Origin of the sequence: Porcincola sp. LCP21S3_C12 (assembly GCF_052118625.1) — a bacterium.
GTDB lineage: Bacteria > Bacillota > Clostridia > Lachnospirales > Lachnospiraceae > Porcincola.
Genome location: NZ_JBQKGW010000001.1, coordinates 97,631 through 111,251, shown reverse-complemented (window position 1 = coordinate 111,251; position 13,621 = coordinate 97,631). Strand labels below are relative to the sequence as shown.

General features: G+C 56.7%; 13 protein-coding genes. 2 read left to right on the top strand and 11 right to left on the bottom strand.

The genetic code is table 11. The annotated features are described in order from the left end of the window. Window positions 1-30: 30 nt before the first annotated feature. From fabD to ACTQ1N_RS00365, 8 genes are all read right to left on the bottom strand, one after another. Complete coding sequence (gene fabD / locus ACTQ1N_RS00400) at window positions 31-990, bottom strand: ACP S-malonyltransferase (RefSeq protein WP_441953534.1); 960 nt, start codon at window positions 988-990, stop codon at window positions 31-33. Further along, window positions 987-1,946 (bottom strand): nitronate monooxygenase, encoded by a 960-nt coding sequence (locus ACTQ1N_RS00395; RefSeq protein WP_441953532.1) that lies wholly within the window; start codon window positions 1,944-1,946, stop codon window positions 987-989. The genes fabD and ACTQ1N_RS00395 overlap by 4 nt, the downstream gene beginning before the upstream one ends. Window positions 1,947-2,056: 110 nt before the next feature. Further along, window positions 2,057-3,040 (bottom strand): beta-ketoacyl-ACP synthase 3, encoded by a 984-nt coding sequence (locus ACTQ1N_RS00390; RefSeq protein WP_441953530.1) that lies wholly within the window; start codon window positions 3,038-3,040, stop codon window positions 2,057-2,059. Next, window positions 3,037-4,737, bottom strand: a complete 1,701-nt coding sequence (locus ACTQ1N_RS00385) for an acetyl-CoA carboxylase carboxyltransferase subunit alpha (protein WP_441953528.1) — start codon at window positions 4,735-4,737, stop codon at window positions 3,037-3,039. Before ACTQ1N_RS00385 ends, ACTQ1N_RS00390 begins: the two co-directional genes overlap by 4 nt. Window positions 4,738-4,781: 44 nt before the next feature. Further along, the gene (accC, locus tag ACTQ1N_RS00380) at window positions 4,782-6,173 is read right to left on the bottom strand and encodes an acetyl-CoA carboxylase biotin carboxylase subunit (protein ID WP_441953526.1); all 1,392 of its coding nucleotides are present in this window, start codon (window positions 6,171-6,173) and stop codon (window positions 4,782-4,784) included. Continuing rightward, a complete protein-coding gene (locus tag ACTQ1N_RS00375) occupies window positions 6,173-6,691 on the bottom strand; it encodes an acetyl-CoA carboxylase biotin carboxyl carrier protein (RefSeq protein ID WP_441953524.1) in 519 nt (172 codons plus the stop codon). Before ACTQ1N_RS00375 ends, accC begins: the two co-directional genes overlap by 1 nt. A 13-nt stretch (window positions 6,692-6,704) precedes the next feature. Next, window positions 6,705-6,953 carry an acyl carrier protein gene (acpP, locus tag ACTQ1N_RS00370; RefSeq protein WP_441953522.1) on the bottom strand — a complete coding sequence of 83 codons (249 nt, stop codon included), beginning with the start codon at window positions 6,951-6,953 and terminating at the stop codon, window positions 6,705-6,707. 192 nt (window positions 6,954-7,145) lie between these two features. Continuing rightward, complete coding sequence (locus tag ACTQ1N_RS00365; RefSeq protein ID WP_441953520.1) at window positions 7,146-7,622, bottom strand: MarR family winged helix-turn-helix transcriptional regulator; 477 nt, start codon at window positions 7,620-7,622, stop codon at window positions 7,146-7,148. Window positions 7,623-7,857: 235 nt separating this feature from the next. On the opposite strand from ACTQ1N_RS00365, the gene ACTQ1N_RS00360 reads away from it, so the two are divergent. Together ACTQ1N_RS00360 and aroA are read left to right on the top strand one after the other, a co-directional pair. Next, window positions 7,858-8,952 carry a prephenate dehydrogenase/arogenate dehydrogenase family protein gene (locus ACTQ1N_RS00360; RefSeq protein WP_441953518.1) on the top strand — a complete coding sequence of 365 codons (1,095 nt, stop codon included), beginning with the start codon at window positions 7,858-7,860 and terminating at the stop codon, window positions 8,950-8,952. Between the two features lie 157 nt (window positions 8,953-9,109). Further along, window positions 9,110-10,471 (top strand): 3-phosphoshikimate 1-carboxyvinyltransferase, encoded by a 1,362-nt coding sequence (gene aroA / locus ACTQ1N_RS00355; protein ID WP_441953516.1) that lies wholly within the window; start codon window positions 9,110-9,112, stop codon window positions 10,469-10,471. Between the two features lie 7 nt (window positions 10,472-10,478). On the opposite strand, the gene ACTQ1N_RS00350 is transcribed toward aroA, so the two are convergent. From ACTQ1N_RS00350 to ACTQ1N_RS00340, 3 genes are all read right to left on the bottom strand, one after another. Beyond that, window positions 10,479-11,540: a metallophosphoesterase family protein gene (locus ACTQ1N_RS00350; protein ID WP_441953514.1), complete on the bottom strand. Its 1,062-nt coding sequence runs from the start codon at window positions 11,538-11,540 to the stop codon at window positions 10,479-10,481. Window positions 11,541-11,558: 18 nt separating this feature from the next. Further along, entirely contained in the window at window positions 11,559-12,374 is an 816-nt protein-coding gene (locus ACTQ1N_RS00345) for an ABC transporter ATP-binding protein (RefSeq protein WP_441953825.1), read from the bottom strand. Between the two features lie 100 nt (window positions 12,375-12,474). Further along, complete coding sequence (locus ACTQ1N_RS00340) at window positions 12,475-13,404, bottom strand: ABC transporter permease (protein ID WP_441953512.1); 930 nt, start codon at window positions 13,402-13,404, stop codon at window positions 12,475-12,477. Between the last annotated feature and the right edge of the window lie 217 nt (window positions 13,405-13,621).

Below are 13,621 nucleotides of genomic sequence, written 5' to 3'. Positions count from 1 at the left end.
CGATGCATCCGAAGGGACGGCAGCCTTCCTTCATGAACGCCGGAAGGTTTCCAGTACCTGCCCAAGGTCTGCGGCGCTGTCGACTGTCATGGTTGTGACCCCGCTGACGGTCTTTCTGACAAAACCGGACAAGACCCTGCCGGGACCGATTTCGATGACGGTGTCGACCCCCTCCGAGGCCAGATAAAGGATGGACTGGGCCATCCGGACACCGTTTGTCACCTGCCGTGTCATCATCTCCTTCAGCTGGCTGTTCTGCTGCAGGGGTTTTCCTGTTACATTCAAGACAACCGGAATGCGCATCGGATGAAGGCTGACCGTCCAGAGATACTCAGACAGGGCTTCTGCAGCCGGCTTCATGAAATGGGTGTGGAACGCGCCGGAGACTCTCAGCTCCATGCATCGTCCCAGTCCTTCGCTGCGTATCAGCTCCTCGGCGCGCGTGACAGCCGCCGCATCCCCTGAGATCACGTTCTGGACGGGGGTATTGTAGTTGGAGATTTCAACCGTTCCGTTATTCTCATCACACACGCGCGCGCAGATCTTCTGCACGGTGTCAGAATCCGAACCGATGACCGCACACATCTTCGTCTTCTGGCCGGCTCCTGCCAGCTCCATCGCACTGCCGCGGAAGGAAGTCAGACGGATCAGTGTATCCAGATCCAGGACACCGGAGGCATAGAGTGCGCTGTACTCACCGAGCGAGAGACCTGCCAGATAAGAAGGGGTGATGCCGGCCTCCGAAAGCACGGCATACACGCCGGCGGCGTAGGCTGCAAGCGCAGGCTGCGTGTTCTGCGTCCGGGACAATTCCTCCAGGGGTGCCCTGAACATCAGATCCCTGAGGTCTCTTCTGTCAGGGTATTCTGCATGGTAGACATCGGCTGCCCGGTCAAGGGTTTTCCGGAATGCCGGATAGGCCTCATAAAGGTCGGCGCCCATGCCTTCGCGCTGGCTTCCCTGGCCGGCAAACAGAAAAGCTGATTTCATGATTTATATCCTCCAAGGCAGCGGAGCGTTTCCTGCTGCTTCATGATGACAGCCGATGCCTCCTCGGCAAGAGACCGGAAGATTTCTTTGAGCGGCCGGATTTCCTTCAGCTGTCCGCAGTCCTGGCCCGCCATCAGGGAGCCTTCATCGACATTGCCGTCAAAGACAGCCTTTCGAAGCGAGCCGAGGGTAAACTTCTCCAGCTCCATCTTATCGGCGCCCTGTCTTTCCAGCCGGATATAGTCCCTTGCCATCTTGTTCTTCAGAATCCGGGTCGGCGAACCGTTGATCCGCCCCGTCACGCACGTCCCATTGTCCTTTGCCTTCAGGAGGGCATTTTTATAATTTTCATGAATCGGGCATTCCTCGCTTACAAGCAGACAGGTTCCCATCTGAACGCCGATCGCGCCGAGCGCATAGGCGGCGGCAAGCTGCCGTCCGTCTGCAATTCCGCCTGCGGCGATCACGGGGACATCCACTCCGTCCACCATCTGCGGGACCAACGTCAGTGTCGTCATCTCCCCGACATGCCCGCCGCTCTCCGTCCCCTCGGCGATGATCATGTCGGCGCCTGCCCGGACAAGCTGCTGCGCCAGAAGGACGCTCGCGCAGACCGGAATGACCAGAATACCGGCCTCTTTCCACATCGGCACATATTTCTGCGGACTGCCCGCTCCTGTCGTCACCACCCTGACGCCGCTTCTGGCAACAAGCTCAGCCATCCTGGGGGTATCCGGGTTCATTAGCATGAGGTTGACGCCGAAGGGCTTGTCCGTCAGGGACTTGCAGATCCGGATATGTTCCTCAAGTTTCTCTACATTCATACCGCCTGAGCCGATGATTCCAAGCGCGCCGGCATTGGATACGGCGGCTGCGAAGGCGCCGGTCGCGACATTCGCCATTCCGCCCTGTATAAATGGATATTTGATTCCGAGTCGTTCATTCAGATACTGCATGCAGACCTCCTTCTATCCGGCATGCGAAACGGCTCCTGCTGGCGGCCGCGCGGACAGCGTCCGAAACCATCGTCATAGGTCTGTCGAGACGCTGCTGCAGCAGGAGCTGCTTACACCTTCAGATACATGCTGCCCCAGGTCAGGCCTCCGCCAAAGCCGACAAGAAGCAGCGAATCACCGGCCTTCAGCCTGCCCTGCCGGTTCATATCAGCCAGGGCGATCGGAACGCTTGCCGCCCCGGTGTTCCCGAACCGGTCAAGATCCATGAACAGCTGATCCTCTCTGAGATGGCGGGCCCTTTTCACATAATCCAGGATCCGGCTGTTTGCCTGATGGCAGAGGATATGTGTGATTTCATCCGGTTTGATGCCGGCTGCCTGATCCAGCTGCTCCATTTCCCCGAGAATTTTCGAGACGGCAAACCGAAAAACGGCCTTGCCATCCATTCTGAGTTTTCCGCCTTCGCACAAGAGCGCCTCGTCATTGCCTTCTGCGCCCAGGTGGAAATGACAGGGATAGCGGTCCTCATTGTCCAGCTTCATCACCGCAGCCCCTGCCCCGTCTCCGAACAGGACACAGGTGCTGCGATCACGGAAATCCAGGATGTCTGACATCGCATCTGCCCCGATGACGAGTGCGTACATTCTGCCGGCGGCAGCGCCCGACTGCAGGAGACTGAAGGCTGCAGACATGGCATAGATGAAGCCTGTGCAGGCGGCGTTCAGGTCGAGTGCGGGGGTTCCGGATGGGATGCCGAGGCGTTTCTGAACAAGACAGGCGGTCGACGGCATCGCCTCTTGGGGCGTCGAGGTCGCGCAGATGATCAGGCCGATGTCACAAGGAGAGATGCCCGCATCCTTCAGTGCGGCCTCTCCGGCCGATGCAGCCAGGGTCACCGTGCAATCCTCTGAAACCTCTGCCCCCTCCCCGCACCGGATCGATTCCTGCGGCTTATGGCAGAAATATCGGGACCGGATTCCTGTGCGGGGCCTGATCCAGGCATCTGATGTGTCAAGCCAGCCTGAAAAATCATCATTTGAAAAACGGATTCCCGGAACCGACATTCCGGTTCCAACCAATCTGAATCCTCTCATATGTCTGACTCCTGTTTCCGCAGGGATGCGGCAGAATTCTCCTCCGGCCCGGATGCAGCATCGTCTGCAGCCTTGCAGACGGGACGAAGGGTGCCTTCAAATGAGCGGTACTTCTGGTACCTGCGCTCTGTCAGTTCAGCTGCATCTGTTTTGCACATGTCAGACAGAAAGCTGCCGATCGCCTTTTTCATCCTGCTGTAGCAATAAGCCGGATCCTTCTGGATGCCGCCCTCCGGCTCCCCGATGATTCCGTCGATCAGGCCGCATTCATAGAGCTCCGGCGCCGTCATCTGCATGATTTCGCTGGCCTCGGCCGCCCGTTTGGAATCCTTCCAGAGGATGCTTGCGAAGCCCTCAGGGGAGAGGACGGAATAGACCGCGTTCTCCAGCATCAGGATGCGGTCGCCTGCCCCGATCCCGAGAGCGCCTCCGCTGCTGCCCTCCCCCGTGACGATCGACAGAATCGGAACGCGCAGCTCCGCCATCGCGGCCAGGTTCTCCGCAATCGCACTGCTGATGCCGTTCTCCTCGGCTTCCTTTCCGGGATAGGCACCGGGCGTGTCGATCAGGGTAATGACAGGCCGGCCAAACTTCTCAGCCTCCCGCATCAGGCGAAGGGCCTTCCGGTATCCGCCCGGTCCGGGCATCCCGAAATTATACCGCAGACTGTCCCTGAGGTTCTTCCCCTTCCGGTGGCCGATCACGGTGACCGGCTGTGAGCCAAAGAAGGCCAGGCCGCACAGAATGGCCGGATCCTCCGTTCCGCATCGGTCGCCGCAAAGCTCCGTGAAATCGGTGAAAAGGGCGTCTGTATAGTCGGTGATTTTCGGGCGGTCCTCCGCGCGGACAAGCCGGACACGCTCGTAGGCAGACAGCTGCCTGTCCGGCAGACCGGATGCCTGCTGGGGACATGCGGCGTCCGGCAGATCCTCCTGCAGCTGCGCTTGTCCCCCTTTTGCATGAAACCGGAGAAGCTGCAGGACTTCCTCCCGCATCTTCTCCGGCGCTGCGATGCGGTCGGCAAATCCGTGTTCCAGCTGAAACTGCGCCTTCTGGAATCCCTTCGGAAGCTTCTCATGAATGGTCTGGGCGATGACCCTTGGCCCGGCAAAACCAATCAGCGCATCCGGCTCCGCGAGGATCAGATCTCCGAGGCTTGCAAAGCTGGCAATCACCCCGCCCATCGTCGGATCTGTCAGAATCGATATGAACAGGCCCCCGTGCCTTTGGAAACGGCGGATGGAAGCCGCCGTCTTCTCCATTTGATAAAGAGCATACATGCCCTCCTGCATGCGGGCGCCGCCGCTTGCGGATATGATGATCAGCGGACACCCGTCCTGATCGGCTTTTTCCGCCGCCCGCGCAATCTTCTCTCCGACAACGCTCCCCATGCTTCCCATCAGAAAGGACGCTGAAAGCTCGCAGCAGATCACGGGAAAGGAGCCGATCGTGCCCTGTACGCACATCAGAGCGTCCCTGGCTCCTGTCCGCTGCTGGTTGTCTGCCAGCTTCTCCCGATATCCGGGAAAATGGAGCGGATCCTGCGTCTCCAGATCCTGCCACAGTTCCGTGACAGACTCCGGATCCATGAGTCGTCTGAGTTTTACCCCCACGTGAGCGTATTTCCGGCCGCGGGCACGCTGCTCCTTGTATGCGAGCAGGACGGCCCTCTTTCGTTCAAACGGATTTTCTCCCATGAGCCACGCCTCCTTTCAGACGGTGGACTGATCTGTCAGGCGGGTCAGCTGACCAGTCCCGCTTTTTTCCGGCATGCCTTCTCCCACCTCAGAATTTTCTCTGTGTTCTCTTCGATGAATGAAGTATCAAACTGGCCAAGCAGATAGTCTCGCTGAAACATCATCAGGTACAGATAGGCGATGTTTGTGCGGACGCCTTCTATGGTCAGTTCCTCGAGCGCCGCCCGCATCTTGTGGATGGCCTCCCGGCGGCCGGAAGCGTGTACAATCAGCTTTGCGATCATCGAATCATAGAACGGGCTGACACGTGAGCCGCAGTAGACGGCACTCTCAATCCGTACGCCTCCTCCACCCGGAAAATGCGCAAACGAAATGATACCCGGGGACGGTGCAAATGCCTGCTGCGGGTCCTCTGCATTGATCCGGACCTCGATCGTGTGTCCCGCCGGATGAATGTCCTGCTGCCGGATCGAAAGCTTCATTCCGGCCGCAATGCGGATCTGTTCCCGCACAAGGTCAATCCCCGTCTCCATCTCTGTCACGCAGTGCTCAACCTGGATGCGGGTGTTCATTTCAATGAAGTAGAAGTTTCCCTTCTGATTCACGACAAACTCGACCGTTCCGGCGCTGACGTACCCGGATGCCTTTGCGGCCGCGACGGCAGCTCTGGCCATCTTTGCCCGAAGCTTTGGTGTCAGAAAGCTCGCCGGGGCCTCCTCAATCATCTTCTGGCGGCGGCGCTGCATGGAACAGTCCCGCTCTCCAAGCTGGACAATGCTGCCATACCGGTCTGCAAGAATCTGAAACTCGATGTGGTGCGGGTGGACGATTTCCTTCTCAAGATACACAGAGCTGTCGCCGAAGGCAGCCTGAGCTTCTGCGCGGGCATCCTGATAGGCCGCCATGACTTCGTCCCTGCAGGAAGCACGCCGCATGCCCCGGCCGCCGCCTCCAGCCGATGCCTTGACCAGCACCGGATAGCCAAGGCTGTCTGCCACCCGGACGGCCTCTTCAGCTGTATCAACCAGACCGTCGGATCCAGGAACGGTCGGGATGCCGTTTTTTTTCATCAGCTCCCTGGCTTTTTCCTTGTCTCCCATCAGACGGATGGTTTCAGGATCCGGACCGATGAAGGCCAAGCCGTTTTCCCGGACAAGTGCCGCGAAATCTGCATTCTCAGACAGAAATCCGTATCCCGGATGAACCGCGTCACAGCAAGCAGCCTTCGCGGCCTCCACAAGGGGGGCCTGGTTCAGGTAGCTTGCCGAGGCCGCGGCAGGTCCGATGCAGACTGCTTCCGTTGCCATCTGGACTGGAAGAGAATCGGCATCCTCTGAAGAATAGGCCAGAACACTCTCGATTCCCATTTCCTTCATGCAGCGGATCAGTCTCATGGCGATTTCGCCTCTGTTTGCAATCAGAATTCTCCGGAACATCACATGCCCTCATCTGGCTGAATCAACATCAGAACCTTCCCGTACTCGCAGAAATCAGCGTCCCCGACTTCGACTGATACAATCCTGCCGCTTACGGGCGCTTTGATTTCGCTCATCATCTTCATGGCTTCCATCAGCCCGACAGTCTCTCCCTCCTGCACCTTTTTCCCTGGCTCGGCATAGATCAGTCCTCCATCCGGATTTTTCGCATGAAAGACGCCTGTGAGCGGGGCCTTCAGCGGAAGCGCCGACGCCCCATCCGCAGGCACATCCGGCTGGCTGGCTGTTTCAATGCAGCCGGCTTCATGCGTATGATTCGTCGTCTTCCCTGCACAGACCGCTTCAGATTCACTTGCGGAGTTCGAAGAACCTCCTGCCGCCGCCTGATGATTGACTGCGGTTCCGCCGGCTTTCTTCAGACGGAGCCGCTGACCGTTGTTCTTCAGGTCCAGCTCGGCAAGATCTGAACGCTCAAACAGGGCTATGATTTGTTTGATTTCTGTCAGTTCCAGTTCCATCGCGGCTCTCTTTTCAATTCTTCTGTAACTTCTTGTCAATGTATGTGACGATATCACCGACTGTCTCAAGGTTTGCCATGTCTTCGTTTGGAATCTCGACTCCGAACTTCTCCTCAAGTGCCATGACAAACTCCACACCGTCCAGCGAGTCCATGATCAGATCGCCCTTCAGCTTTGTATCCGTCGTCACATCCCCGCTGTATTTCAGCGTTTCATCGATGACTTCCTTCACTCCATCCAGCGTCATAACGGTACCCTCCATGAAAAATCCTCTGTGATAAGTCTTTATCTAAATATATTTATCTAAATACGCTGCTAATCATAATTCAATGAATCAGGTCTGTCAATCCGCGTACCTCAAAAAGTGCATGAAAAAAGCTCCAGTGCCATGCACCAGAGCATTCAAAAGGCCCGCCTGCCAGAAGGGATCCTGAAATCCGAATCTGTAAAACGGTCACTCATCTGATATGGAGGCCGGCAGATGTCCGTCCGGAAGCGGGGTCTCTTCCATCTGCTCGGCGTAGATCACCTCAAGGCTTCTGTCAAAGCCGTGGATCTCCTCAGGGGTCATCTTCTCCTGAACATGACCGATGACGTTGTTCATATAGGAAGTGCTGATATTGTAGTAATCCATGTAGCGCTGCGTCACCTCCAGCCGGTATTCCCGCTTGTCATCCGGACACTGAACCTTCTTCAGGTATCCTTTTTTGACCAGGTTCGCGATTTTGTAGGCCGTGTTCGGGGTCGAGAGCCCGATGAACGAGCCGAACTCGCTGATGGTCGGACGGCCAAGCGCATAGATGACTTCCATACAGAACGACTCCACTGTCGTGAGGGAGGTCTCCCGCCCCTGGATCTTGTGGAAGATTTCTCTGTAAAAGTGAAGTTTGAAGTTGTTGTAGACAAGTTCAAATTTTTCCTGAGTATTCATACGTCGTCTCCCTGTCTGATTTCCAAAGCATGTATGACGCGGAGATCGATAGGTCTCCATCTCAGCCGCTCCGGGTGCAATGAATTGCAGGATGCGGCTTATGGAAGATTCGATCTTTTTCTGCCTATTATACGCCTGAAGGGACCTTTTCAGAAGAGCCAACTTGATTGATTCCTCCGCCTGATTATGGCATACTAAGCGGGACACAGAATCATCTGACAGGAGTGATGATGCGATGAAGTACGGGTTTATCGGCCTGGGCCTGATTGGTGGGTCGCTTGCTAGGAATCTGAAGAAACTGGATCCGGCGTGCACAGTCTGCGCCTACACAAGGACACAGAAAACCTCCATGGAGGCGCGGGAGGCCGGGGTGCTTGATGAGATCTGCACATCGCCGTCCGACGAGCTGTTCCGCGGCTGCGACTATATCTTTCTGTGCGCGCCGGTCATCACAAACATCCGCATGCTTTCTGAGATCCGGACCGTTCTTGGGAAAAAGACCATTCTCACCGATGTCGGCTCCGTCAAGACGGGCATTCATCAGGAAGTCGAGCGGCTTGGGCTGGACAATCAGTTTATCGGCGGCCATCCGATGACCGGCTCCGAGAAAACCGGCTTTGAGAGCGGCAACGACCACCTGTTTGAGAATGCATACTACATCCTGACGCCGGGAAAGCGTGTCCCCGAAGAATGGACAAACCGCTGCTTTCAGCTTGTTCAGTCGCTGAAGGCCCTTCCGCTTGTGCTGGACTACCGGGAGCATGACTACATCACGGCGGCTGTCAGCCATCTTCCGCATGTCATCGCCTCCTCGCTTGTCAACACCGTCCATACGCTCGACGGGCGGGAGGAACATATGAAGATGATCGCTGCAGGCGGTTTCAGGGACATCACGCGGATCGCTTCATCCTCCCCTGAGATGTGGGAGCAGATCTGTGTCGACAATTCCGATAATATCGCGAAGGTCCTTGACGAGTTCATCCGGGAGATGGAGGAGGCGAGGGATCATATGGTGGCCGGTGACGGCGTCTACATTAATCAGATGTTTGCGTCCTCCCGGGACTACAGAGATTCCTTCAGCTTCTCTTCCTCAGGGCCGGTCAAAAAGATCTACCGGCTCTACTGCGACCTGATCGACGAAAGCGGAGCCATCGCAACCATCGCGACCATTCTTGCCGTCCATTCAATCTCGATCAAGAACATCGGGATCGTGCATAACCGTGAGTTTGAGGAAGGCGCGCTTTCCATTGAGTTCTATGAGGAAGACGCCTGCCGGCAGGCCGCAGAGCTGCTCAGACACCATCGCTACACAGTATGGGTGAATGAATAAACATTCTGAGGCTGACTTTGCCGCAGCAGGCAGGATGATAAAGCCGGATCAAAAGGCCGGTATGTGGATCAAAGAGAAACCTGACCGTCAGGGCAGATTATGACTGGGAGAATGGCTGTCCTGAGGGCCGGCCGGGCTTAGACGAGGAGAACGGAATATGAGCATCAGAGAAATTGAGAGGGCCGGCGCCCTTCACGGAGAGATAGAGGTTCCGGGAGACAAGTCCATTTCCCACCGCTCCATCATGCTGGGGGCGCTTGCAGAAGGAGATACGCGCGCCTCTCATTTCCTGATGAGCGCGGACTGCCTGTCGACCATCTCCTGCTTTCGTCAGCTTGGAATCGATATTGAGGAGGACCGCGAGGCGGACACCGTCGTCGTGCACGGAAAAGGTCTGCACGGGCTTCAGGCCCCATCAAAGACACTGGATACGGGGAACTCCGGCACGACAACGCGCATTCTTTCCGGGATTCTCGCCGGACAAACCTTCCAAAGCCAGGTCAACGGGGACAGCTCCATCCAGACCAGGCCGATGAAGCGTATCATCCGGCCGCTGACAGAGATGGGGGCCCGGATTATATCCCTGCGGAACAACGACTGTACGCCGCTTTCGATCAGCGGAGGACATCTGCACGGAATCGACTACCTGTCCCCTGTCGCGAGTGCACAGGTCAAGTCCTGCATCCTTCTGGCCGGCCTGTATGCAGACGGCAGGACCTCGGTTACGGAACCTTCTCTTTCCCGCAATCACACAGAGCTGATGCTCAGAGGGTTCGGGGCAGAGATAAGCTCACGGGCGGCTGATGAGTGTGCTGTCTCGGGGACAGCACGTGATGCGGCAGGCAGAAGCCGTATGGCCGGCATGACACCCTGGCGCGCGGAGGTCTGTCCGGAGCCGCGGCTCAGAGGACAGGAGATCATCGTCCCGGGCGATATATCTTCCGCCGCGTATTTTATCGCAGCGGGGCTGATTGTGCCCGGCTCTGAGATTCTGGTGAAGAATGTCGGCATCAACCCGACCAGGGCGGGCATTCTTCAGGCTGCGCGAGACATGGGCGGGCAGATTGAGGTGATCTGCGAATATGACCGGGGCGGCGAGAAGGCTGCCGATCTGCTCGTGAAAAGCTCTTCGCTGCACGGCACAACGATCGAAGGCGCACTGATTCCGACACTGATCGACGAGATTCCGGTGATTGCGGTGATGGCAGCTTATGCGGAAGGAACCACCGTCATCAGGGATGCCGCAGAGCTGAAGGTCAAAGAGTCGGACCGCATTGCGGCCATGACGGAGAATCTGAAGGCGATGGGAGCCGATATCGTGCCGGAAGAAGACGGGATGGTCATCCGTGGCACAGGTTCCCTTCGAGGCGCGAGCGTCAGGTCCTTCCTGGACCACCGCGTCGCCATGAGCATGGCTGTCGCCGCGCTTGCCGCCGAAGGAACAACCACAATCGAAGATGCGGACTGCGTCCTCATCTCCTACCCTTCATTCTATGAGGATCTTGAAAAACTGATCTGAACCGGCTTTACTGTGAATGTCCGGGGACCAGGACAAGCTCGTCGATCTGGTTCTGGAAAGCAGGATCCGCCGTGATGATAGTACTGGTTTCTGTAAGCGGACCGCTGTATGGAAAGTGCAGATGGCCGGAGGCTTCCAGGACAACCGGACTGTCCGCGGCCTGGATCAGATCCAGCGCCTGCTTCGTCGTGTCGTCCGGCCGGTAATAGCAGCCGCCGTCTCCCCACAGAAGCGCTCTTCCATTTTTCTGCTTCGATTCCTGCTCCAGCTTGTCCGTGACCGTTCCCTTCAGCGGGACGTGACAGAGAAAAAGGACCGGACTTTTTTCAGCCTTTGCTTCCTGAAGGTACGCGCTCAGGTCGCGAAGGCCTTTCTTTGTCATCTGCGCTGTGTTGTTGTCCCAGCCGATGATGGTCAGATTCCCGATCTTCTGACGCATCACCTTTTTACGCGGAGCCGTATTCTTCTGAAGCAGGATCGCATCCTTCTGCGTCTCATATGCCTTGCTGTACCATGCAGCGTAGTCATGGTCGCCCCGCACATACATCCATGGCGTTTTCAAAGAATCAAACCCTGCCTTCAGGCTGGCAGTGCTTGCCTTCGTGGCAAAGTCAACCATATCACCCGCAAACAGAATCATGTCTGCCTTCATGCTGTCCAGCTGGGATGGAAGCGTCTGCCAGAGCTGAAAGGCTGATTCCCCTGACGGCGTTCTGAACATCTGATTCAGCCGGCTTTCTGCGATATCCGCGCATTCCGGATCGACCTGCGGGTCGTCCGGAACGATGATGTGAAGGTCTGAGACCAGCAGCAGCCGGTATGTACGGTCCAGCCCATCGATGGAACATGTCTTCTTCGAGACGGAAACCGGCTGGTCCGGTTCCGGTTCGGTCTGTATCATGGAAACCTGTGCAGAATCTGCGGCAGCTTCAAAGAGCGATGCAGACATCCGGTCTCCTGCTGATGTGACAGCGGGGAAGGTCAGAATCACAGTATAGAAAAACAGGACAGCCGGGAAAAGATACCCTGCAGTCCTGTTCTTTTTCTTCCGGAGTGTTCTTTGATTCACGGCATTTTCTCCAATCTTTCAGCCTTCCACCTTTCCGGACAGGAGGATCCGGTCATTGTCCAGCTCCTTCCCTGCCTGGACGCTGAACTGTTCCAGCAGGTCATCGACTGTCATGTGGGAGCGCTCCTCCCCTTCCTTGTCGAGGATGATGGTGCCATTGTACATCATGAGTGTCCGGTTTCCGACGTCCAGCGCCTGGTGCATATTATGGGTCACCATCAGACAGGTGAGGTGGTTGTCCGCCACAACACGCTTCGTCAGATCCAGCACCTTCTCGGCCGTTGCCGGATCCAGGGCAGCCGTATGTTCATCGAGCAGCAGGATCTTCGGAGTGACCATCGTCGCCATCACCAGCGTCAGGGCCTGCCGCTGCCCGCCCGACAGAAGGCCGACCGGATTGTCCATCCGGTCCTCCAGTCCCATATGAAGCTGCGAGAGCTTGCTGCGGAAGAAAGCCTTGTCCTTTTTGGTGATGCTTGAGAACAGGCTCTTTCTGTGGTAGGAAGCCTTCAGGTACGCCAGAGACATGTTTTCCTCGATGGTCATGTGAGGCGCTGTTCCCATCAGCGGATCCTGAAACAGGTGACCGATGTCACGGGAGCGCAGGTGTTCCTTCTTGAATGTGATGTCCTCTCCGTCCAGGCAGATCCGTCCGCTGTCTGTGAAGAACGCACCGGTGATGGCGTTGAACAGGGTGGACTTGCCTGCCCCGTTGCTGCCGACAATCGTTGCGAAATCCCCCCTCTTCAGATTCAGGCTCACATTCCTGAGAGCCGTCTTTTCGTTAACCGTTCCGGGATTGAAGGTTTTTGTAACATGGTCGATCTGAAGCATATATTCCATGATGAATCATCCTATCTTTTACACTGCAATCTTTTTATCTGCGTGAAGCGTGTCTGCATAGTGCGTCTGCGTGAAGCGCCTGAAAAGGCGGTCATTTTCCGGCCAGGTTTCCTCTGCCCATCCGTCTCCTGTAGAAAGCCGCCTTCTCCCTGATGTATGGGATGACGATGGCTGCCGTCACAATCAGAGCAGATGCGAGCTTCAGAAATTCGGCCGGCATGTTAAACTTCATCGCGATGGCGACAATCAGGCGGTACAGGCAGCTTCCCAGGATGACACCGATTGTACGCCTGAATATGGATCCTCTCCGGACGAGCGTCTCACCGATCATCAGGGAAGCCAGCGCAATGGTGACCTGTCCGGTCCCGAAGTTGATGTCGCAGGACTTCTGATACTGCGCAAGAAGGGCACCGGACAAGGCAGTCAGGGAAGAGGAAATGCAGAGGCCGACCGTGATCGTGAACGCAGGGTTGACAGACGAAGCGCGGACCATGTTTTCATTGTCACCGGTCGCCCGGATGGAAAGCCCGAGGGTTGTGTTGAGGAACCAGTGCAGGATGAAGCAGATGACAAGGACGATACACAGAAGGATCAGAAGCGTGAAGAGCTTTCTGTACCATCCGGCAGAGCTGACACCCTTTGCGAGAGAGAATATCGTGTCCGAACCAAAGATATTCAGGTTGGAGGAGGATCCCATCGCCAGAAAGTTGATGGTATAAAGGCCGGTATTGACAATGATACCGGCAAGAATTGACTCCACACCCAGTTTCGTCTGAAGAAAAGCCGTCACATACCCGGAAAGGATCCCTGCCGCCATAGCTGCCGGGAGCGCCAGAAATGGATGTTCCGCGACGGTCATGCTGGCGCCGACGGCGCAGCCGAGCGTAAAGCAGCCGTCCGTTGAAAGGTCGGCGATCTTCAGAAGGCCGAATGATATATAGAGCGCAAGGGCAACCAGACCGTAGAGAAGCCCGAGCTCCATGGATGTCGTGAACTGAGTGCCGGTAAAAAACTGCAGCATATAAAAACCTCTTCAGACAAAAAAAGGCGGGCTGTCATGTGAGTGGTCACAGAACAGCCCGCACAGGATCATGGATTGTTTGAGTTGTTGTGCCGGGGAAGCGTCCCCGACGCCTATTGTACTGAAAACAGACCGATCTGGCAAGTATCGACGGCATCAGCACGCAGCTGCCGTCTCCGTCCGGGCAGGAAGCTTCAGCTCTCCGCCTCCGTCCGGG